At 66.8% G+C, this 21422-nt stretch carries 20 protein-coding genes; 9 read left to right on the forward strand and 11 right to left on the reverse strand.

Annotation, left to right across the window (positions count from 1 at the left end):
• Nucleotides 1-75 precede the first annotated feature (75 nt).
• A complete protein-coding gene (locus BHK69_RS09015) occupies nucleotides 76-297 on the forward strand; it encodes a hypothetical protein (RefSeq protein ID WP_069689801.1) in 222 nt (73 codons plus the stop codon).
• A 123-nt stretch (nucleotides 298-420) separates the two neighbouring features.
• On the opposite strand, the gene BHK69_RS09020 is transcribed toward BHK69_RS09015, so the two are convergent.
• From BHK69_RS09020 to BHK69_RS09035, 4 genes are all read right to left on the reverse strand, one after another.
• A complete protein-coding gene (locus BHK69_RS09020) occupies nucleotides 421-780 on the reverse strand; it encodes a helix-turn-helix domain-containing protein (protein ID WP_069693503.1) in 360 nt (119 codons plus the stop codon).
• A 207-nt stretch (nucleotides 781-987) separates the two neighbouring features.
• Entirely contained in the window at nucleotides 988-2511 is a 1524-nt protein-coding gene (locus BHK69_RS09025; protein ID WP_069689802.1) for an aldehyde dehydrogenase, read from the reverse strand.
• Nucleotides 2512-2531: 20 nt separating this feature from the next.
• On the reverse strand, nucleotides 2532-3887 hold the full coding sequence (locus BHK69_RS09030) for an NAD(P)/FAD-dependent oxidoreductase (RefSeq protein ID WP_069689803.1): 1356 nt from the start codon (nucleotides 3885-3887) through the stop codon (nucleotides 2532-2534).
• Complete coding sequence (locus tag BHK69_RS09035) at nucleotides 3874-4305, reverse strand: Rid family hydrolase (protein WP_069689804.1); 432 nt, start codon at nucleotides 4303-4305, stop codon at nucleotides 3874-3876. Before BHK69_RS09035 ends, BHK69_RS09030 begins: the two co-directional genes overlap by 14 nt.
• Before the next feature lie 267 nt (nucleotides 4306-4572).
• Here BHK69_RS09035 and BHK69_RS09040 point away from each other — a divergent pair, with 267 nt between their 5' ends.
• From BHK69_RS09040 to BHK69_RS09070, 7 genes are all read left to right on the forward strand, one after another.
• A complete protein-coding gene (locus BHK69_RS09040) occupies nucleotides 4573-5724 on the forward strand; it encodes an NAD(P)/FAD-dependent oxidoreductase (protein ID WP_199579076.1) in 1152 nt (383 codons plus the stop codon).
• Nucleotides 5725-5789: 65 nt separating this feature from the next.
• Nucleotides 5790-7448: a peptide ABC transporter substrate-binding protein gene (locus tag BHK69_RS09045; RefSeq protein WP_069689806.1), complete on the forward strand. Its 1659-nt coding sequence runs from the start codon at nucleotides 5790-5792 to the stop codon at nucleotides 7446-7448.
• 18 nt (nucleotides 7449-7466) lie between these two features.
• A complete protein-coding gene (locus BHK69_RS09050) occupies nucleotides 7467-8417 on the forward strand; it encodes an ABC transporter permease (RefSeq protein WP_069689807.1) in 951 nt (316 codons plus the stop codon).
• A 3-nt stretch (nucleotides 8418-8420) separates the two neighbouring features.
• Nucleotides 8421-9311: an ABC transporter permease gene (locus BHK69_RS09055; RefSeq protein WP_069689808.1), complete on the forward strand. Its 891-nt coding sequence runs from the start codon at nucleotides 8421-8423 to the stop codon at nucleotides 9309-9311.
• 87 nt (nucleotides 9312-9398) lie between these two features.
• Nucleotides 9399-10301: a LysR substrate-binding domain-containing protein gene (locus BHK69_RS09060; RefSeq protein WP_069689809.1), complete on the forward strand. Its 903-nt coding sequence runs from the start codon at nucleotides 9399-9401 to the stop codon at nucleotides 10299-10301.
• A gap of 152 nt (nucleotides 10302-10453) precedes the next feature.
• A complete protein-coding gene (locus tag BHK69_RS09065) occupies nucleotides 10454-11668 on the forward strand; it encodes a serine hydrolase domain-containing protein (protein ID WP_244548447.1) in 1215 nt (404 codons plus the stop codon).
• 162 nt (nucleotides 11669-11830) lie between these two features.
• A complete protein-coding gene (locus BHK69_RS09070) occupies nucleotides 11831-13075 on the forward strand; it encodes a Zn-dependent hydrolase (RefSeq protein ID WP_069689811.1) in 1245 nt (414 codons plus the stop codon).
• A gap of 268 nt (nucleotides 13076-13343) precedes the next feature.
• Here the strand turns inward: BHK69_RS09070 and BHK69_RS09075 are convergent, their stop codons facing one another.
• The 4 genes from BHK69_RS09075 to BHK69_RS09090 all read right to left on the reverse strand — a co-directional run bounded on the left by BHK69_RS09075 (nucleotide 13344) and on the right by BHK69_RS09090 (nucleotide 18077).
• Nucleotides 13344-14327 (reverse strand): LysR family transcriptional regulator, encoded by a 984-nt coding sequence (locus tag BHK69_RS09075; RefSeq protein ID WP_069689812.1) that lies wholly within the window; start codon nucleotides 14325-14327, stop codon nucleotides 13344-13346.
• A gap of 151 nt (nucleotides 14328-14478) precedes the next feature.
• Nucleotides 14479-15360 carry an ABC transporter permease gene (locus tag BHK69_RS09080; RefSeq protein ID WP_069689813.1) on the reverse strand — a complete coding sequence of 294 codons (882 nt, stop codon included), beginning with the start codon at nucleotides 15358-15360 and terminating at the stop codon, nucleotides 14479-14481.
• The gene (locus tag BHK69_RS09085) at nucleotides 15360-16277 is read right to left on the reverse strand and encodes an ABC transporter permease (RefSeq protein ID WP_069689814.1); all 918 of its coding nucleotides are present in this window, start codon (nucleotides 16275-16277) and stop codon (nucleotides 15360-15362) included. Before BHK69_RS09085 ends, BHK69_RS09080 begins: the two co-directional genes overlap by 1 nt.
• Before the next feature lie 303 nt (nucleotides 16278-16580).
• Entirely contained in the window at nucleotides 16581-18077 is a 1497-nt protein-coding gene (locus tag BHK69_RS09090; protein ID WP_199579079.1) for an ABC transporter substrate-binding protein, read from the reverse strand.
• A gap of 292 nt (nucleotides 18078-18369) precedes the next feature.
• On the opposite strand from BHK69_RS09090, the gene BHK69_RS32590 reads away from it, so the two are divergent.
• Nucleotides 18370-18537 (forward strand): hypothetical protein, encoded by a 168-nt coding sequence (locus BHK69_RS32590; RefSeq protein WP_158516178.1) that lies wholly within the window; start codon nucleotides 18370-18372, stop codon nucleotides 18535-18537.
• Nucleotides 18538-18558: 21 nt separating this feature from the next.
• On the opposite strand, the gene BHK69_RS09095 is transcribed toward BHK69_RS32590, so the two are convergent.
• The 3 genes from BHK69_RS09095 to hydA all read right to left on the reverse strand — a co-directional run bounded on the left by BHK69_RS09095 (nucleotide 18559) and on the right by hydA (nucleotide 21219).
• On the reverse strand, nucleotides 18559-18771 hold the full coding sequence (locus BHK69_RS09095; RefSeq protein ID WP_148663358.1) for a hypothetical protein: 213 nt from the start codon (nucleotides 18769-18771) through the stop codon (nucleotides 18559-18561).
• A gap of 219 nt (nucleotides 18772-18990) precedes the next feature.
• Nucleotides 18991-19653 (reverse strand): aspartate/glutamate racemase family protein, encoded by a 663-nt coding sequence (locus BHK69_RS09100; protein ID WP_069689817.1) that lies wholly within the window; start codon nucleotides 19651-19653, stop codon nucleotides 18991-18993.
• Nucleotides 19654-19755: 102 nt separating this feature from the next.
• The gene (gene hydA, locus BHK69_RS09105) at nucleotides 19756-21219 is read right to left on the reverse strand and encodes a dihydropyrimidinase (protein WP_069689818.1); all 1464 of its coding nucleotides are present in this window, start codon (nucleotides 21217-21219) and stop codon (nucleotides 19756-19758) included.
• Nucleotides 21220-21422 lie beyond the last annotated feature (203 nt).

The following is a 21422-nucleotide window of genomic DNA, read 5'->3' on the forward strand; positions in this document are numbered from 1 at the left end:
AATGCGAAAAACCGGTTCCCACTTCTTCGCATCCTGCTCTAAGTTTCCGCCGCGGTTTGCGTTCGAGGCGGGCTTATGACGAAGGCTAAGGACAAGGCCAAGGCTGAAGCGCTGACGATCCTGGCGAAGGATATTCCGAAACTGGCGGCGGCAGCGAACGTCCTCGGAAGCCCCTTGCTCTGCAGCATTCTCGAGCACGCCCAAAAAGAGGTCGAGATCGAGCTCGCGAAGCTGGAGGGCGCGCAGGTTTCGCTGGTCGCCGGCGGGGACCGTGGCCAGAGCTCGCCCGACCGGTGACGGCTGGTGCGGCTATAGCGTTTTCGCGCGAAGTGGGCCCGGTCTCTCATCCAAGAGTGAGAGCAGGATCAATGCGAAAAACCGGTACCCACTTTTTCGCATCCTGCTCTCGCGTTCGAACGCTCAGGCGTCCCTGTCGTCTGCCTCGGCCATTGCCTCGACCAGCTCGACGACGCGCCGCCTGACGCGGTCGCTCTTGATCCGCATCAGGGCCTTGGTCAGCTGCACGCCTTCGCTGGTCGTCAGGAAGTCGGAGACATAGGCGGTCGAGGCGGCGGCCGAGAAGCGGCCATCGGGCATGTCGCCGGTGGGGGCGCCTTCGAAGAAGAAGGACACCTGTACGTCGAGCACCTTGGCGATTTGCTGCAGGCGGCTGGCGCTGATGCGGTTGGTACCTTTTTCGTATTTCTGGATCTGCTGGAAGGTCAGGCCGAGCGCATCGCCGAGCCGCTCCTGGCTGACTTTCAAAAGCATCCTGCGCATGCGGACACGGCTTCCGACATGCTTGTCGATCGGATTTGGAGTCTTTCTTTCGACCGGCGCGCCGACTGCGGAGTTCTGGACGTTCACGCGGCACCTCCCCCGAAAGTTAGCCCTACGCGACAGCTAGCACTCTGATGGCCAATGGGACAGCCTATAAGGTTGATAAAATTTGTTATTGTATAAAGTAACTGCGTTCTTGCGCCGGGCTCAGCCGGGGATCGAAGCGTATCTGCCGTCGAGGCTGAGCCAGATCGTCTTCGTCTGGAGATACTGGGCCATCGCCTCCGTGCCCTTGTCGCGGGCGAGCGAGCCGGAGCGCTTATAGCCGCCGAACGGCGTCTTCAGGTCGCCCTCGGTGAAGCCGTTGACCGCGACGGTGCCGCAAGCCAAGCGCCGCGCCATGAACAGGGCCCGGTCGATATCCCTGGTGTAGACCGTCGCATGCAGCCCATATTCGCTGCCATTGGCGATCGTGAGGGCCTGCTCGATGCCGTCGACCGGCATCACCCCGAGCACCGGCCCAAAGATCTCCTCGCGCGCGATCGTCATCTCCGGGGCGAGATCGGCGAAGACCGTCGGCCCCAGGAAGCTGCCGGGTGCGTCGCTGTCGAAAGCCGCGCCCGAGAGTACCGCCCGCGCACCCTCCCGGCTGCCGCTCTCGACATAGTCGAGCACGCGGCGGCGATGCTCCCGCGTGATCAGCGGGCCGAGTTCGGTCGCGGGGTCGAGCGGCGCACCGATGACGAGGGCCTTGGCGCGTTCGACGACGCGATCGAGGAATTCCTCCTGCCGCGACCGGTCGACGATCTGGCGCATATTCGCCGAGCAGTTCTGGCCGCCATTCCAGAAGGCGGCCATGACGGCGTTGTCGATCATCTCAGGCGACAATTCAGCGTCATCGAGGACGATGAAGGGGCTCTTGCCGCCCATTTCGAGCCCGATCGACTTCAGGTTGCTGTCGGCAGCATAGCGCAGGAACAGCCGCCCGACCTCGGTCGAGCCGGTGAAGGAGACGGCGTCGATATCGCCATGGCGGCCGATCGCTTGCCCAGCGGTCTCGCCGAGGCCCGGCAGGACGTTGAGCACGCCGGCGGGGATCCCAGCCTCATTGGCGAGTTCGGCCAGTCGCAGGATCGACATCGAGGTCTGCTCAGCCGGCTTGACGAGAACGGAGCAGCCGCAGGCCAAGGCCGGGGCCAGCTTCCAGGCGGCCATCAGCAACGGAAAATTCCAGGGCAGCACCGCCGCCACGACGCCGATCGGCTCGCGCAGGATCAGCGCGCAAGCCTGTTCGCCGGTCGGCGCGACCTTGCCGAAGCTCTTGTCGATCAGCTCGGCATACCATTGGAAGGTGTCGGGCACCTCGATCGCGATCTCCTTCAGGCAGTCCCTGATCGGCTTGCCGCTGTCGAGGCTTTCGAGCACGGCGAGCTCGGTGCTGTTGGCGCGGATCAACTCTGCCAGACGCAGCAGGACGGCCTTGCGCGCCTCGGGCGCGACGCGCGACCAGACGCCGCTCCTGAAGGCGCGTCGCGCGGCGGCCACAGTGCGGTCGACATCCTCGGCCTGGCAATGGGCGACCGCCGCGAGGACCAGCCCCGTCGCCGGGTTGACGGTCTCGATCACCGCGCCCGACTTCGCGGCGACGAAGCTGCCATCGATGAAGGCCTTGGTCGGGAGCGTGAGCCTGTCGGCTATCGCCAGGTAGAAGGCCGGGCTTTCATGGATCATGGCGATCTCCGTGCGGGGGTCTAAAGCGGCGCGTGCGGGCGCGAATAGGCGCCCTTGACGAAGCGATCGAGCTGGAACGGCCGGATTGCTTCGCCGGCCTGTTCGCCGGCGGCAAGCCGGGCGACATGGCGGCCGACGGCGGGGCCGAGGCCGAAGCCATGGCCCGAGAACCCGGTCGCTACGATCAGGCCGGGAACCGCTGGCGGCGCGTCGATGACGGGTAGCGCGTCCGGCAACACATCGATCTGCCCGGCCCAGGATTTCACGATCCGGGCCTGGCCCGCGCCCTCGAACAAACGCGCGAACAACCCGGCCGTGTCGGCGGCCTTTTGCGCATTGGCCGGGATCCGCGGGCGTCGCGGCGTGACCAGGCGCTCCTGCTCCGGCAGGGCGATGCGGGCATGGACATCGTCGATGAAGGGACGGCCGAGCCGCAGGGCGAAGCCTTTGCGGTGCCTGAGCAGTTCGGGCAGGAAATAGCCGGCGGCGCGCATCGAATCGAGTGTCACATCGATATCGGAGCTGGAATCGGCGGCGAGGATGCAGGAGCCGTCCGCCCGCTGGCGCAGGCCGAGCCCGAAGCCGCAGAAGCAGGGCGTGCTCAGCTCCGCCATGGGCGCGGTCAGCGAGACCGTGCTGCGGACGATCTGCTGCGGCAGTATCAGGCCGAGCGGCTTGAGGAAGCGATGCGCCTGCGCGCCCGCCGCGCAGACCACGGTCGTGCATCCGATCAGGCCGTGCTCGGTCAGCACGCCGGTGATGCGTCCGCCCGCAGTCTCGATGGCAAGCGCGCCGCAATCCTCCAGGATGAGGGCGCCCTTGTCCTCGGCGGCGCGTGCAAGCGCCAGCGTCGCCAGCGCCGGCTCGGCCTGCCCGTCCGAGGGCGTGAACAGCGCGCCGGGAACCTTGCTCGCCAGCGCCGGCAGCAAGTCGCAGGTCTGGTCGCGATTCAGCATCCGGGCATCGCTGGCGATGTCCCGGGTCGCCGCTTGCCATTGCGCGAAGGTCTCGTACTCAGCCTCGTTTTCGGCCACGAAGACGCAGCCGCTGCGGCGCCAGCCGATCTCGCGGCCAAGCTCCCGCTCCAGCGTCGGCCAGATCGAGAGCGCCTCGACCGCCAGCGGCAATTCGGCCGGGTCGCGATACTGCGTGCGCACAAAACCCCAATTGCGGCCCGATTGCTGCGAGGCGATCTTGTCGCGCTCGACCAGCGCGACGCTCAGGCCCTTCAGCGACAATTCATAGGCGCAGGCGGCCCCGACGATGCCGCCGCCAATGACGACGGCATCGACCCGGCTGGGAAAGGCGCAAGGCCGCGGCCCGAGCCGCGCGATCACATCGTCGGGCACATGCGAATAGAGACTAAGCGCCGGCATCGCTGACGGCGTCCATGTCCATCTCGACGATAATCGCCGGGTCGAACAACCCGGCCTCGACCGTGGTGCAGGCCGGATCGACGCCGCGGAAGGTCTCGGCGAAGACCGCCATCACGGTCTCGTAGTGTTCCGCGCCGGAGATATACATCCGCACGCGCACGACATCGGCGAGGCTCGCGCCGGCCTGGGCAAAGGCCGCCGCTGCATTGGTGAAAAGCTGCAGCGTCTGCTCGCGTGCGCCTGCCGGCAGCGTGCTCGTCGCATAGTCGTAGCCGGTCGTGCCCGAGAGCATGACATGCGGCCCCACCACGACCGCGCGGCTGTAGCTATAGGTCCGCTCGAATTCGCTGCCGGACGAGATCCGGCGGCGGCTGCTTGGGGCGGTCTTCAAATTTGGGGCGGTCTTCAAATCGGGCATGGTCGCTATCGCCTATCCCTAAGGGTCGTATGACCTCAGGGATCACGCCGGATGCCGGCTGTGTCGATTTCAATAATTGGAGGCGGGGGCCGAGGAATCTGGGGTCTGGCCCCGGTTTTTGCGCGGTCGGCTTCGATTAATTGTCATCGACAACGGGCAGGGGCGGTGACCTCCTTGCTGCACGGCGAGCCGGCTGGGCCGACAGGCGGCGCTGCGGGAGAAGTCGGCCGCGCCGCGAGAGAAGCAGGCTCGCGCCACGAGAGAAAGTTGAGAGACGAGATGCAGGCGGATGTCATCATCATCGGAGGAGGGATCGCCGGCGCGTCCGCCGCCTATTTCCTGTCCGGTCAAGGCTCTGTCGTGCTGATCGAGCGCGAGCCGCATTTCGGCTATCACAGCTCCGGCCGTACCGCGGCGCAGTTCACCGTCGGCATCGCCGCGGGCACGATGCGGCGCCTGGCTCAGGCGAGCCGCGCCTTCCTGGAAAGTCCGCCGCCCGGCTTCGCCGAAGAGCGCATCCTGACGCCGCGCGGCTGCCTGACCGTCGCCCGCGCCGGGCAGGAGCAATCCCTCTCGCGCCTGCACGACAATCTGGCCTCTGTCGGAGCCCGGGCGCAGCATCTCGACCGGGCCGGGGCGCTCGCTTTGTTTCCGGCACTGCTCGCCGAACATGTCGCTTCTGGCGTCTACGAGCCCGACGCGATGGATATCGACGTCAACACGCTGCTCCAGGGCTATCTGCGCGGGGCCAAGGCCAGGGGCGCGCAATTGCTCGCCGGCGCCAGTATCGCCGCGATCGAGCGCAAGGGCGGCCAATGGCTGGTCTCGCTCGACGGCCAGCAGATCCGCGCGCCGCTCCTGCTCAACGCGGCGGGCGCCTGGGTCGATCAGGTCGCAGGGCTCGCTGGGGTGGCGCCGCTCGGCGTCGTCCCGCATCGCCGCACCGCCTTCACCTTCGCCTCGCCCGCAGGCCTCGGCACGGCGGCATGGCCCCATGTCAGCAATGTCGACTACCGCTGGTATGTGAAGCCCGAGACCGGCTGCCTGATGGGCAGTCTCGCCGATGCGGTCGCGACCGAGCCGGGCGACGTCCATCCCGAGGATATCGACGTCGCGCAGGCGATCCACAATATCGAGCAGGACACCAGCTTCAGGGTCGGGCGTCCGCTCAGCCAATGGGCGGGCTTGCGCAATTTCACCGCCGACAAGAACCCTGTCGCGGGGGCTCGGGCTGCCGACACCGAGGGCTTCTTCTGGCTCGCCGGGCAGGGCGGCTGCGGCATCCTGACCTCGCCGGCCATGGGCCAGGCGATCGCGGCGATCATGTGCGATCGGGATTTGCCAGAGGGATTGCGCGCGCTCGGCGTGTCCGCTGCGGACCTGTCGCCGCAGCGGGAGACGTTGCGCCCAGCCGCTTGAAGCTGGGGCCTGCGCATCACTGTCGAGGCTGAACACAGCCCGTTCAACACCAGGGGATAAAGACCATGGCCAGCAGGAATTCGGACTTCGCAAGCCCGACGCGGCGGGGATTGATCGCGCTCGGCGCGGGAGCGGCACTCGGGCTCGGACGCGCCACATCGGGTTTCGCGCAGGCGCGCCCGCCCGCCAGCCCGCGCGGCCAGGTCGTCGCCGGCATCTCGCAGGAGCCGACCGTCTTCAACCCGCTGATGCCCGGCAGCGAGGTCGATCAGGGCGTCTGGTGGCAGGTCTTCAGCCCGCTCTGGTACATCGATCCCCAGGGCAAGCTGGTCGCCGATCTCGCCCGCGAGGTGCCGTCGCTCGAGAATGGCGGCCTGTCAGCCGACGGGCTGGTCTGGAAGGTCAAGCTGCGCAGCGATGCGAAATGGCATGACGGCACGCCGTTTACGGCCGAGGACGTCAAATACACGCTCGACCTGATCAACAATCCCGGCTTCCGGGTCCGCAACCGCGTCGGCCACGGCCTCGTCCGGGACATCCGCGTGGTCGCGCCCGACGAGATCCATTGGCGCATGGAAAGCGCCTATTCGCCCTATCTCTCGATCCTGGCGCTGACCTTCATCGTGCCCAGGCACATCCTGGAAAAGGCGAGCGATCCCAACACCGCGCCCTTCAACAGCGCGCCTGTCGGCACCGGCCCCTTCCGCTGGGGCGAGCGGGTGGCGGGCGATCATATCCTGCTACAGGCCAACCCCGCCTATCATGGGCAGGGGCCGCATCTCGAACGCATCGTCTTCAAATACATCCCCGATCTGACGATGCTCTACACGCAGTTCCGCACCGGGCAGGTCGATTATCTCGGGCTTTCCGGCATCTCGGCGCATTTCGTGAGGGAGGCGCAAAGCCTGCGCGGCCGCAAGGTCTCGCTCTCGCCCACGGCCTTCGTCGAGCATATCGCGCTCAATCTCGAATACGGCCCCTTCGCCGAGAAGGCGGTGCGCGAGGCGCTCTATCTCGCGATGAACAAGCAGGCGCGCATCGACGCGCTCTATTACGGCCTGCCCGTGCCGACGGAATCCTTCCTGCCGCAGCAATCCTGGGCCTATGCCGACAAGCTTCCGGTCCACCGGCACGACCCCGCCAAGGCGAATGCGCTGCTCGATGCGGCAGGCTGGGTGCGCGGCCCGGACGGCATCCGCGCCAAAGCCGGGGTCAGGCTCGAATTCACCAATTCGACGACCGTCGGCAATCCCGGCCGCGAACAGTCCCAGCAGTTGCTGGCGCAGGATTGGCAGGCCGTCGGCGCGGCCATGCGCATCAGCAACATGCCCGCCGCGGTGATCTGGGGCGAGTTCTGGCAGAAGTCGAAATTCCAGTCGGTGATGGTCGGCTCGAACTTCATGCAGGGCAGCGACCCCGACGTGACGCCGCGCTTCAGCAGCAAGGCCATTCCCGCCAAGGGCGGCAGCGGCCTCAACACCTGCCAGTACCAGAACGCCGAGGTCGACACGCTCCTGGCGCAAGGCGCGACGCAGTTCGACCAGGCGGCGCGCAAGGCCACCTATGGCCGCATCCAGCAGATCATCCGCGACGATCTCGCTCTGCTGCCGATCTACCAGACCGTGATGGCGGAGGGGCTCAAGGACGGCCTGCAGGGCTTCGCGGCCAACATCAACTGCTCGTCGAATTGCTGGAACATGCGGTCCTGGTACTGGGCCTCGTGATGCTCCGGGCGCATTGATATGGGGCGTTATCTCCTGCAGCGCCTGGGGCAGTGCCTGCTGCTCCTGGCGCTGGTCTCGATGATCGGCTTCGCGATCCTGCATCTGGCGCCGGGCGGGCCCTTGTCGCAATTCGCGCTCTCCTCGCAGATGTCGCAGGAGGACCTCGACCGGATCACCCGTCAGCTCGGGCTCGACCGGCCGCTACTGGCGCAATATCTCGACTGGCTCTGGCGCATGCTGCGCGGCGATTGGGGTTTGTCCTTTCGCGACGGCGCGCCGGTCTCCGCCGTCATCGGCTCGCATCTGCGCGCGACCTTCGAGCTCATGGCCGTCTCGACCGTGATCGCGATCGGGCTCGGCTGCTGGATCGGCATTCTCGGCGCGGTCCGGCGTTATTCCCTGTTCGACACGCTGGCGACGATCGGCGCCATGGTCGCGCTGTCGATCCCGACCTTCTGGTTCGGGCTGATCGCGATCTATCTGTTCTCGGTCCAGCTCGGCTGGCTGCCGGCCGGCAACCGCCAGACGATCGGGGACGGTTCGCCGCTCGATCTCTTGCACCATCTCATCGCACCGGCCCTGGTGCTGGCGCTGGTCGAGACCGCGATCTGGGCGCGCTTCATGCGCTCGGCCATGCTGGAGGTGATCGGCCAGGATTATATCCGCACGGCGCGCGCCAAGGGCCTGCCGGAGCGCCAGGTGCTGCGCGGCCATGCGACGCGCAACGCCTTGCTGCCGATGATCACGCTGGCGGGGTTGCAGTTCCCGACCCTGCTCGGCGGCGCATTGGTGACCGAGACGGTCTTCACCTGGCCGGGCATGGGCCGGCTCTTCCTCGATTCCATCGAGTATCGCGATTACCCGGTGGTGATGGGCATCCTGATGTTTTCCGCCGTCATGGTGCTGCTCGGCTCGCTCTTGGCCGACATGCTCTATGCCGTCGCCGACCCGCGCATTCGGATGGGCTGAATCATGGCGAATCTGCAAACGCTGCTCGACGATACCGTCCTAGTGCCGCCGCCTGCCGAGAATGCCGCCTGGCGCCGCTTCCGCCGGCACAAGCTTGCCATGGCCGGGGCGGTGACGATCACCGTGCTGTTCCTGGGCTCCTTCTTCGGCCCCTATCTCTTGCCCTTCGACGACACCCGTATCGACGTGATGCATCGCTTCGCCTGGCCGCTCTCGGGCGCGCATTGGCTGGGCACAGACGAACTCGGCCGCGACATCCTCGCGCGCTTGATGATGGGCGGGCGCATCTCGCTCGCCATCGGCTTCATGGCGATGGTGATCGCCGTGGTCGTCGGCACCACGATCGGCACGGTCGCCGGATATTACGGCGGCATCATCGGTTCGCTCCTGATGCGCTTCGTCGATGCGGTCTTGTGCTTCCCGACGATCTTCCTGCTGCTGGCGCTGGCGGCGCTGGTCGAGCCCAGCCTGGTCTCGATGACGCTGCTCGTCGCCGCGACCGCCTGGATGAACGTCGCCCGCATCGTCGAGGGTCAGATCCGCTCGCTGCGCGAGCAGGACTACGCGGTCGCGGCCAAGGCGATGGGCGCCTCCGATTGGCGCGTCATGGTCCGCTCGCTCCTGCCCAATGCGATGGCGGCAATCGTGGTCGCGGCCACGCTCAACGTCGCCAAGGCGATCCTGCTCGAATCCTATGTCAGCTTCCTCGGCTATGGCATCCAGCCGCCGGTGGCGAGCTGGGGCAACATGCTCAACAACGCCCAGATCTACCTGACCAGCGCGCCCTGGCTCGCGATCCTGCCGGGGCTGGCGATCACGCTCGCCGTCACCAGCTTCAACTTCATCGGCGATGGGCTGCGCGATGCGCTCGACCCACGCATGGACATCCGATGAGTGGGCTGGGCCCTGCGACGCGTCGATGGCGAGACAAAAGCCGGCTCGTCATGCGATATTGCGGCGCCTGAAAGGCCGGAAACCGTCATGACACGCCGTCTGCCATCACTGAACGCCCTGCGCTGCTTCGAGGTCGTCGCGGCCCAGCTCAGCATCAAGAAGGCGGCCTTGTCCCTGCATGTCAGCGAAAGCGCGGTCAGCCGCCAGGTGCGCATCCTGGAGGAGCAGCTCGGCACGCCGCTCTTCATGCGCACCCATAACGGCCTCGAGATCACCGATGCCGGCCAGCGCCTCGCCATGGGCGTGAAAGAGGCCTTCGACCACATCGCCCGCGCCGTCGATCCCTTCCAGAGCGACCGCGACGCGGTGACGATCAAGGTGCTGCCGACCTTTGCTCTGCGCTGGCTCTTCCCGCGCCTGCGCGCCTTCCAGGCCCAGCACCCGCTGATCAAGGTCAATGTCCAGACCCGCCTCAACGACATGACCCTGAACGACACCGACGCCGATCTCGGCATCCGCTACGGCATCGGCAACTGGCCCCAGGACTGCGCCACGGAGCTCTATCCGGAATGGATCCTGCCGGTCTGCGCGCCCGGCTATCTCTCCGGCAGCGACTGTCCCGATGGCGATCTCGACCGGGCGACGCTGCTGCACCCGCTGCCCGACAGGCAGGACTGGCTGACCTGGTCGGAGAAGGCCGGGCATCCGCTCGACACGCGCAAGGGGCTGGATTTCGACGCCCTCGACATGGCCCTCAGCGCAGCCGAGGCCGGGCTTGGCGTCGCGATGACCGATGTCGTGCTCGCCCATGAGGCGCTCGAGGCCGGCCGGCTCGTCGCGCCCGTGCGCAAGGCGGTGCCGACAGGCGCCTCCTATTATCTCGTGCGCCCGCCGGATATGCGCCGGCGGCGGCAGGTCAAGCTGCTCGATGAGTGGATCTGCGACGAGATTAGCGCGGCGCGCGACACTGTCCGCCTCTACATGCACTGAGCCTCGATGCGGCGATGCCGCCTCAGTTTTTATGCTGCGGGGCTGCGATTATTGACATCGACAGCGCAGCCTCCTTCCGGTCTCTGTGACGCCGACGGTGCCCGGACGCGCCTGCCGCGCTCTCGGGCCATTTCATAATGCTGGATGCTCCGATGACCCCTATCGATCCCCAAATGGCGCCCAGGACGGCGATGCTGGAGCAGGCGATTCTGGAGAAAGCGGCGCTCGCGAACTGGCGGATCGCGCCCTTCTGCCAATGGAGCTTCCAGAACCTTGACGCGCTGGTGCCGACAGCCGCGATCAGCGAGCCCGGCCTGTCCGAGTCCGATGCCGGAAGCGCGCTCTTCGACGGGATCGAGGTCGACTATCCCGACGGCCAGCGGCTCACCTTGCGCGAGCACCTGACGCGCTCCAGCACTGACGCGCTCGTCGCCATGCGCGATGGCGAGGTCGTCGCCGAATGGTATGCGCCCCATCTCGACCGCGACCGGCCGCATACCATCTTCTCGATCTCGAAATCGGTCACCGGCATGCTCGCCGGCATCGCGATCGGCGAGGGCAAGCTCGATCCTGCCGCGCCGATCTCGCATTATGTCGCCGCGCCCACTCGTAGCGCCTATGCGAGCGCGACCGTGCGCGATCTCCTCGACATGACCGTCGCGCTGGATTTCGAGGAGAGTTATCTCGACACCACCGGCCTGTTCGATCGCTATCGCCGCGCCATGCTGTGGAATCCGGCGCGCCCGGGCGAAACACCGGAGACGCTGGAGCAGGTCATGACCTCGCTTGGCCGCAGCGCCGCCGAGCACGGTCGGGCCTTCTACTACGCCTCGCCCAATGCCGACATGCTCGGGCTGGTCATCGAACGGGCCACCGGCACGCCCTATCACGCCTATCTGGCGCAGCGCCTGTGGCGGCCCATGGGTGCGCGCGGGGCGGCTTATGTCACGGTCGATCGCGCCGGCACCGCCCGCGCCAGCGGCGGTATCTGCGCGACGGCGCGCGATCTGGCGCGCTTCGGCCAACTCGTCCTCGATGGCGGGCGGGCCCGCGACGGCAGGCAGGTCGTACCCAGCGAATGGGTTGCCGATATGCGCACTAAGGGCAATCGCCGGGCCTGGGAGACGGGCAATTTCTGGGACATGTTCCTGGACGGGCGGTATCGCTCCTGCTGGTACCTCACCGGCAATCCGCGCGGCGCCTTCTGCGGCGTCGGCATCCATGGCCAATGGCTCTGGATCGATCCTGAAAGCCGCCTGGTTCTGGTCAGGTTCTGCTCGCGGCCGGAGCCGAGCGAGGACGCCTTGTCCGAGCGCGAGATCGGGGTTCTGAATCGGGTCGGCGAGGCGTTGCAGCGGGTCGTCTAGGATCTGCTGTTTATGCGGGGAACCGCGCCGCCCGGATATCAGGCATAGCCAATATCTATTTGCCAGGGGCCGGGCCGTCGCCAACTATCCTTATCGGGACGGTGACCCAACCTGTCCGGCGAGCGGTGCCCCGCCGAAACGCATATCCGAGAGCAGATTGCCATGCCTGTGCCGAGCGACGCCCGCATCGACATCGAACGTTTCTGGACGACGATCGAGCGCTCCGCCGAGATCGGGCCAGGCCGCCCGGGCGGCCTGTCGCGCCTGGCGGCGTCGGATTCCGACAAGGAGGTGCGCGATCAGTTCGTCGCCTGGTGCCGCGAGGCCGGCTTGAGCGTCCGCGTCGATGGCATCGGCAACATCTTCGCCCGTCGCGCCGGGACCGATAGCAGCCTGCCGCCGGTGGTGATGGGCAGCCATCTCGACACCCAGTTCAATGGCGGCCGCTTCGACGGCGTCGCCGGCGTGCTGGCGGGGCTGGAGGTCTGCCGCACGCTCGATGCGCTGGGCAAGCGCACGCGCCGGCCGATCGAGGTGGTCAACTGGACCAATGAGGAGGGCGCGCGCTTCTCGCCGCCCATGGTCGGCTCCGGCGCCTTCACCGGCGCCTATGCGCTGGACTGGGCGCGCGGGCGTACGGATGAGGACGGCAAGACGATCGGCGCGGAGCTTAAGCGCATCGGCTATCTCGGCGAGATGGAGGACAAGCCCCACGCCTTCGACGCCTATTTCGAATTCCATATCGAGCAGGGTCCGATCCTCGATCGCGAGGGCATGCAGCTCGGCGTCGTCACCGGCGGCTTCCCCTCGACCGGCATGCTGGTCGAGTTCAAGGGCGAGACCGCCCATACCGGCCCCTGGCCGATGGAGCGGCGCAAGAACGCGCTGCTTGCCGGCGCGCGCTTCCTCGTCGCGGTCGACGATCTCGGCTGGGACCACGCCGGCAGCGGCGGCAAGGCCACTGCCGCGCGGCTCGTCGCCTGGCCCAACAAGCCGGGCATCCTCTCCGACTGGGCCCAGGCCGTCGGCGATGTCCGCCATCCCGACCCGGTGACCTCGGAGGTGATGGCCGAGCGCATGCGCCGCGCCGCTTTCGAGGCGGCCGCGAAAGCCGATTGCGGCGTCGAGATCCTCGATATCTGGAAATGGGGCGGGCGCATCTTCGCGGAGGAGCTGATCGATCAGGTCCGCGCCTCGGCGGCCGCGCGCGGCTACCGCCACATGGATATTCTGAGCCAGGCCGGGCACGACGCCTATTACATCGCCCGCCACGCGCCCACGACGATGATCTTCGCCCCCTGCCAGGGCGGCATCACCCACAATAATGGCGAGCTCTGCACCCGCGAGGATCTGGAGCCGGGGCTGAACGTGCTGCTGCAATGCGTGCTGGAACGCGCGGACCGGTAGGCCCGTCGCGTTTGCGGGAAACCGGGCGGCATGCCGGGACGCGCCGAAGGCGCGAAACCGGAACCCATGAACACGACGCTGGTCCAGTTCGTCATGCTCGCCCTTGTGGCGAGCATCCACGTCTTGAACACGATTCTCGACCAGCGGAGACGTGGATAGTCGGCACAAGGCCGACCATGGCGAATGAGGCGGTGTTCATGGGTTCCGGTTTCGATCCTTCGGATCGCCACGGAATGACGGGTGTGGTTCCGAGGCGAGCTGGAAAGTCTCAAGCCAGCGGCAGCGTCAGCCCTGCGATCAGCGGGTTGTCGATGATCTCGGGCGGCGCGCTTTCGGCCTCCAGCATGTCCTCGAACAGGCGCTGGAAGGCGAGTTCGGCCGCGCTGAGCCCCATGGCCGGGCTGCTGACGAAATAGAGATCGGCGCCGAGCCCTCCGCCCGCGCCCGACAGGTTCCAGAGCGTGCCGGTGTCGAGCGCGTCCTGCACCGAGGCGAGCGGCAGGATGCCGATGCCCATGCCGGCGGCGATCATGCGCGCGACCTCCTCCAGATTGGGGCTCGCGCCGACCGTGCGGCTGCCCAGCCCCGCGCCTTCGCGCAGCGAGACCATGGGCTCGAGCGCGCCGTCCTGGCCGCAGGCGAGTGCGATGAAAGGCTCGTCGGCGAGCTCATGGAGCGGCACGCCGGCCCGGCCATGGAGCGCGTGGTCGCGCCCGCACAGGATGCCGAACTCCTCGCGCAGCAAATGGCGGCAATTCAGCCCGGCGAGCGGATTGGGCAAAAGGCAGAAGCCGAAGGGGCTCAGCCTTTGCGAGACGGAGCGGACGATGTCCTGGCTGCTCGCCACCTCGACCCGCACGGTGACGCCGGGATGGCGGCGGCTCATCAACGACAGCGCCCGATCGAAGGCCGGCAGGACCATATGCGTGATGAGCTGGACGCGCACGAGCCCGGTCAGCTCGTCATGTTCTTCCGAGAGCTTTTCGCCGATGCGGGCGACGCTGCGATAGATGTCGACGCATTCCTTGTGCAAAAGCTCGCCGCGCTTGGTCAGGACGAAGCGGCGGCTGTCGCGCTGCACGAGCTGTCCGCCAAGCGTCTCTTCCAGCCGCTGCAGGGCTGCGCTGACCGAGGGCTGGCGCACGAGCAGCCGGTCGGCGGCACGCGTGATGCTGCGCTCCTCGACGATCACCAGGAAGGTGTGGAGGAGATTCCAGTTCAGGTGATGCAGTTTCGGGCGCTTTGCCGTCACGAACTCTCCCTTCGGCCTGGCCTGCACGTTAACACGCGCAGCCGTGCCGCCACCGCGAAACGGGATGGCAACGCAGCTTGAGCCGCGCGTCAAGCTCGGGCTCGGTATGCAGGGCGCGTGCCGTTCGCTCTCGGGAGCGGCCGGGGCGGGTTCAGGAGCTCGTGGCATCGAGTGCGTCGCGCACGCCGTCGCCGAGCAGATTGACGGCGAGGATGAGCAGGCAGAGCGCCGAACCGGGCAAAGCGATCAGCCAGGGATCGAACAGGATGTGCTCGCGTCCCTCGGCGATCATCAGCCCCCAGGACGGCGTCGGCGGCCGCGCGCCCAGGCCCAGGAACGACAAAGCCGCCTCCAGCAGGATGACATTGGCGACCTCCAGCGTCGCCACCACGATCAGCGTGTTGCGCAGGTTCGGCAGGATGCCGCGCAGCATCACATGCAGGCTGGAAGCGCCGAACGAGATCGTGGCCTGGACGAATTCGCGGTTGCGCAGCCCTTGTGTCGCCGAGCGTACCACCACGGCGAAACGGTCCCAGAGCAGGAGGCTGAGCACGATCGCCAATGTCTGCAGCGAGGCGCCGCCGAGCGCGACGGCGGCGAGCGCGACCAGCACGATCGGCAGCGACAGCCGCGTCGTGATGATGAAGCTGATCAGCATATCGGTCTTGCCGCCGAAATAGCCGGCAAGCAGCCCGAGCATCGTGCCGATCAGCCCGGCGCAGAGCGTCACGCCGAGCCCGATCCCGAGCGAGACCCGCGCGCCGAAGATCAGTCGCGAGAGATAGTCGCGGCCGAGATGGTCGGTGCCGAGCCAATGCGCCGGGTCGGAGCCGGCCTGCCAGAAGGGCGGCAGCAGCCGGCGCGTCAGGTCCTGCGCGATCGGATCATGCGGCGCGAGCAGCGGGGCAAACAGCGCGATGCAGGCGATCAGCACCAGCAGCCCGCCGCCGAGATGGATGCCGGTGCTGCGGCTGATGCGCCGCCAGAGCTTGCGCCGTTGCAGCACCCGGCTGTCGAGATCGAGCACCGTCATCAGGCGCTCCTCAGGCGAGGATCGAGCCAGGCATTGACCAGATCGGCCGCGGTCGTCAGCGTCACATAGATCAGCGACAGGATCAGGATGATCGCCTGCACCACCGGCAGGTCGCTGCGCAGCAGCGATTCCCAGGCGAGGCGGCCGAGCCCGTTGATGGCGAAGACGCTCTCGATCACGATCGAGCCCGAGAGCATCATGCCGAATTGCACCGCCGCCAGCGAAACCAAGGGCAGCACGGCGTTGCGCAGCGCGTGCACCATGAGGATGCGCAGCCGCGCCAGCCCCTTGGCGCGGGCGGTGCGGATATAATCGGCCCCGAGCACCTCGATCATACCGGCCCGGGTCAGGCGCATCAGCGCCGGCATGGCGTAATAGCTCAGCACGATCACGGGCAGGATATAGCCCTGCCAGCTCTCGGTTCCCGAGATCGGGACCAGGCCCCACCAGACGCCGAAGACGACGATCAGGATCAGCCCGAGCCAGAAGCTCGGGATCGCCTGTCCGAGCACGGCGAGCAGCAGCGCGGCGCGGTCGAGCAGGCCGCCGGGCTTGAGCGAGGCGGCGATGCCGAGCGGTACCGAAACCAGCATGGCGAGCAGGAAGGCGGCGCTGCCGAGCATCAGCGTGACCGGCAAGCGCTCGCCGATGATCGTGGCGACCGGCAGGTTGAAATACAGGCTTGTGCCGAAATTGCCCGTCAGCGCCCGGCCGATCCAGCCGAGGAACTGCACCGGCAGCGGCCGGTCGAGCCCATAGGCCTGCCGGATCATTTCGACATCCTGGGCCCGGCCCGCCTGGCCAGCGAGCACCACCGCGGGATCGCCGGCGACGAACATCAGCCCGAACGCGACCATCGACACCGCAAGCGCGACGAGGACGGCGACGATCAGGCGGCGCGCGAGAAAGGGCAGCATGGCGGTTCCATCCAGAGGCTGTGTGAGCGCGTGCGCTTGCTATTCCAACCGCACCGTCATTCCGGACAAGCCGCGAAAGCGGCGCCGATCCGGAATCCATCCTACAGCCGGATGATTTCAGACGGGGTCACTTTGTGATCCCGTCTGAAATCTGAATCCGTCTCTCATCAAAGAGTTAGAGCAGGATCGATTGCGAAAAACCGGTTCCCACTTTTTCGCATCCTGCTCTAAGCGCCGGAGCCCTTCGATGGATTCCGGGCCTCCCTTCGGTCGCCCGGAATGACGGCGTTGCTCCGAGGAAGCCTACTTCCAGCTCGACAGCCACCAGCGGGCGAACTCGTCGGGGTGCGGCTTGAAGTTGAGCGCCGTCGACAGGCCGTAATTGATGTTGAAGTCGTACATCGGCAGCCAATAGGCCTGGTCGGCGATCTTTTTCAGCGCCTTGGCGTAGTTCTCCTGGCGCAGAGCCCGGTCCTGCGCCGTGTCGGCTGCGGTGACGAGATCGATCACCTCCTTGTCTTGGACGAGGTCGTCGGCGCCGCCGCCGAAGAAGTTCGAGATGATGAAGGCGACGTCGCCGGTGCCGTAACTGCCCCAATTGGTGAAGAAGGCCGGCAATTCGCCCGCGCGCCATTTCTGCACGCCGGCTGCATATTGCTGCTCGTTCAGCGTCACCCGGATGCCGACCTTGGTGAGGTCGGAGGCGACCGCCTCGGCGACCGGGCGCGGCATCGCGGCAAAAACCATCTCGATATCGACGCCGTTGGGCAAGCCGGCCTCGCTCAGCAGCGCCTTGGCCTTGGCCGGATCATAGGCGTAAGTCGCGACATCCTGCGCGCAGCCGAACTGCTTGGGGTTGCAGGCCGCGTTCAGCACCTGCGAGGCGCCGCCGGCGAAGGCTTTCACGATCGCCTCGCGGTTGACGGCATGGTTGATGGCGCGGCGCACCAGCAGGTTCTTGGTCGGGTAGTCCTTGCCCTTGGCCGTCACGTTGAGGCCGACATAGGCGACGCGCATGATCGGGCCGTTGACGATCTGGATGCGGCTCGCGAGCCGTGCCGCCTGGTCGGGCGGGATGCGCCAGCTCCAGTCGAGCTTGCCGGCCAGAAGCTCGGCGAACTGGGTGTTGAGCTCGGGGATGGTACGCACGACGATCTTGCCGATCGCCGGCTTGCCCTTGGGGCTGCCGGCATAATGGGCATCGAAACGCTCGAAGGCGTAGCGGATGCCCGGCGTCATCTCGACGAGCTTGTAGGGGCCGGTGCCGACGGGCTTGGCCGCCATGCCGGCCGAGCCGACCTCCTTGAAATAGGCGGCAGGATAGATCGGCAGCGCATCGGCCAGCATCTCGACCGCGCCGGCAAAGGGTTTCGCCATCTTGATGCGAACCTGGAATTCCGAGACCTTTTCGACTGTCTGGATCCAGTCGATGGCGATGCGGAAGCGCGTGCCGTAATTCGGGTCGAGCGCGGTGTTGAGCGTGTAGACCACATCGTCGGCAGTGAACTTCGCGCCGTTGTGGAAGGTCACGCCCTCGCGGAGATCGAACTCCATCGTCATCGGGTCGGTGAAGCGCCAGGCCTTGGCCAGCGCCGGCTTGATCTCGCCGGTGTCGAGATCCTTGTAGAGCAGGCCGTCATAGATGTGCCGGGCCAGGATCAGCCCCTCGCGACCAGCGATCTTGTAGGTGTCGAGCGCCTCGGGCTCGAGTGCGAAGGCGACGTTGAGCGTGTCGTCGGCTTTGCCGGCCAGTGCTGGCGGGGCTGAGAGCCCCAGCAGCGTCAGGGCGATGCCGCCCATGAATGATGCCAATCCCAACCGTGCCATCGATCTCGTCCCCTGTTTTTATGGTGTCGGCCCGTCCGGCGCGCCGCTTCATCTTCGGCGGGTTTTGCCGCGGGCGCTCCGCGCCGCCGTCGCTCGGGCGAACGAGGCGGGATGCCGCGGAGCCAACCATAGGTCAGGAGATCTTCGTCGGGCTAATAGACTGTTCCTATGCCACGGATAGCCGGCGGGGCGTCGGGGCGCGGAGTGTCGTGGAGATTGTGGCGCCGCTCATGAAGACGCCACAATCGCAGTGCCGGTTATGACGATGAAGCAGCCGATCGTCGTCCATACCGAAGAAGATTATCAGCGGGCTCAGGAGCGCGTCCAGGAGCTGAGCGCCTCGCCCGAGAGCCCGGCGCGCGACGCCGAACTCGCTGCGCTGGCCGATGCGATGCTGGCCTTCGAGATGCGCCTGGACGAGGCGGAGGAGTAGGGCGCTTCAGCGCGTCTCCGTTCAAGCAGTCTCTGTCCGCAGGCGATGACGCGCGACGAAGGCGGCCGCTTCCGGCTGAAAATACCGCCAGGCGGGCAAGGGAGAGGCTTCCGCGTCGGTCTGCGCAAATCGCATCTCTTCGCGGATAGCCTGGATCGCAAGAGGCTTGTCCGGGTCCATGCGCGCGGCGCGGCACATGGCCCTGGCAATCCGGACGATACGATCCTGATCCACGGCGAGAACTCCCGGAGAGAAGGCGGCGGCATTGCAACGCCGTTGCGCCCTTCCGGTTCCGGCCATTTCGCAAAGTTTCCGCCTGGGTGCGGGCTACAGCCGGATGATGTCAGATGGGCTCACGAAGTGATCCCATCTGACATCTGAATCCGTCTCTCATCCAAGAGTGAGAGCAGGATCAATGCGAAAAACCCGTTCCCACTTTTTCGTATCCTGCCCTTAGGCTGCGGCGAGCCGCACTCGTCCCACGGCCATCGCGGTCGCGGCCTGGGTCGGCTCGACCACCGGCACGCCGAGCGCCTCCTCCAGCGGCCGGCGGAAGCGCGCCATGCCGGCGCAGCCCATCACGATGACGTCGGCATGATGCGTGTCGCGCAGCGTCCTGCCGGTCGCGGTCATGCGCTCCAGCGTCTTCTCCGCATTGCTGAGCTCGGTCACGCCCATCCCGATCGAGAGATCGCCGGCAAAGCGCCCCATCACGCCCATGGCGCCGAAATAGCGCAGATGCCGCTGGATCGAACTCGGCAGGATCGCGATCACGCCGAAGCGCTGGCCGAGCGTCAGGGCCTGGAACACGCCCGATTCCGCGATGCCGAGCACCGGGCGGCGGCTCTGCTCGCGCAGCGCATGCATGCCGGGGTCGCTGAAGCAGGCGACGACGAAGGCTGCCGCCTCGTTCTCCAGCCCGGCTGCCCGCTTCAGCAGCGGCCCGACGACGCCGTCGGCGTCGCGCTGCGACTGGATGCCCGCAGGCCCTTCGGTCAGAGTCAGGCAGGCGATCTTGGGGCCGTCCACCGAGCGCAGCGGCTCGACCGCCTTGTCGATGCCGGCGGTGACGGCCTCGGTCGAGTTCGGGTTGATGACGAAGATGGTGCCGGCCATGGGCGCTCCTTCAGAATACGAATATTTGCCTGAACGACACCCTCATTCCGGACAAGCCGCGAAGCGGCGCCGATCTGGAATGACGGGGGTGGTTCGTTCGCATCAATACAGCTTGGCGCCAAAATTCCGCGCCGGGTCGAATTCGGGCGAGAGCGTCCCGGTCGGTCGGGTTGCCTCGCCGGCCTCGCGCAGCATCAATCGGCCCGAGCCCGGCTGCGCCTTCAGTGCGCCCTGCGCGACGACGACCTCGCCGCGCCTGAGCACCGTCTCCGGCCAGCCGGTGATGGTACGGCCGGCAAAGGGGTTGTAGCCGGTGTTGTCGTGCAGGTTGTCGGCGAGCACGATCTTGCGGTCGGCATCCCAGACCGCGATGTCGGCATCCATGCCGATGGCGAGCGAGCCCTTGCCCGGCAGGTCGTAGATCCGGGCCGGGGCGGTCGCGGTCAGTTCGACGAATTTCTTCAGCCCGAGCCGGCCTTGCGAGACCATAGCGTCGAACATCACAGGCAGCCGCATCTCGAGCCCCGGCATGCCGTTGGCGATCTGCTTGAAGCCGGGATTGGGGCCGTATTTCAGTTTGCCGGTCTCGTCGAAGCGATAGGGTGCGTGGTCGGAGGAGAGGATCTGCAGGTCGCCGAGCGCCAGCGCCTGCCACAGCGCCTCCTGGTCGGACGAACCCCGCTGCGGCGGGGAGCAGACCCATTTCGCGCCCTCGATGCCGGGCTTGTCGAGTTCGGCGGCGGTCATCAAGAGATAATGCGGGCAGGTCTCGGCATAGATCTTGACGCCGCGCCCGCGTGCCTCGCGGATTACCTTGGCGCCCTCGGCGGTCGAGACATGGAAGATGCAGATCGGCTGGTCGAGCAGTTCCGAGAAGGCGATCAGGCGGTGGAAGGCCTCGACCTCGGCCGCCTGGGGGTGGCTGACGGAATGGTATTTCGGCGCGGTGTAGCCGCGCTTCATCAAGCGCTCGCCCATCCATTTCAGCAGGCCGTGGTTCTCGGCATGGACGCAGACCAGCGCTCCGGCCGAGCGTGCCGCCATCAGGACGTCGAGCAATTGCCCGTCATCGACCTGTACGGCGTCATAGGTCATGAAGACCTTGACCGAGCGGTGCCCGGCGCGGATCAGCGCCGGCAGATCCTGCGTGACGGTCTGCTCGTCGGGGTTCGCCACCATCAGGTGGAAGGCGTAGTCGATGATCGCGCCCTTCTTGGCCAGGGCCGCATACTCCTCAACCACGCTGGCGAGGTTGGCGCCGCGATGCTGGGCAGCGAAGGAAATCACCGAGGTGGTGCCGCCGAAAGCCGCCGAGCGCGTCGCAGTCTCAAAATTGTCGGCGCTCATCAGCCCGCTGCCCGAGAGCTGTTCGATATGGCAATGGGTGTCGACGCCGCCGGGCAAGACGAGCCTGCCCTTCGCGTCGATCTCCTGCACCCCGGCGGGCAGGTCGAGCCCGATCGCGGCGATGCGCCCGGCCTGGATGCCGAGATCGGCCTTGAACACATCCGTCGCCGTCGCAAGCGTGCCGCCACGGATGACGATGTCGTAGGCAGGGGTCGGCATGGGCTGGTTCCTTGAACAGGCAGATGATTTGGTCGCGAGGCGCAGTATGCCCGGCATCGGCGCCGGCGCCACGGGCTTCCCCGTATGGCGGGCCTGCGCGCACGCAAGGCGCTGGCCAATATAGGCTCTATTAGATGCGCCGGCTCATGGCGCTTGCCGCATCCCGCAGCGGCGTGTGAGATACCCGGCCTGACTTCTCTGGA

Origin of the sequence: Bosea vaviloviae (genome assembly GCF_001741865.1) — a bacterium.
GTDB classification, from domain to species: domain Bacteria; phylum Pseudomonadota; class Alphaproteobacteria; order Rhizobiales; family Beijerinckiaceae; genus Allobosea; species Allobosea vaviloviae.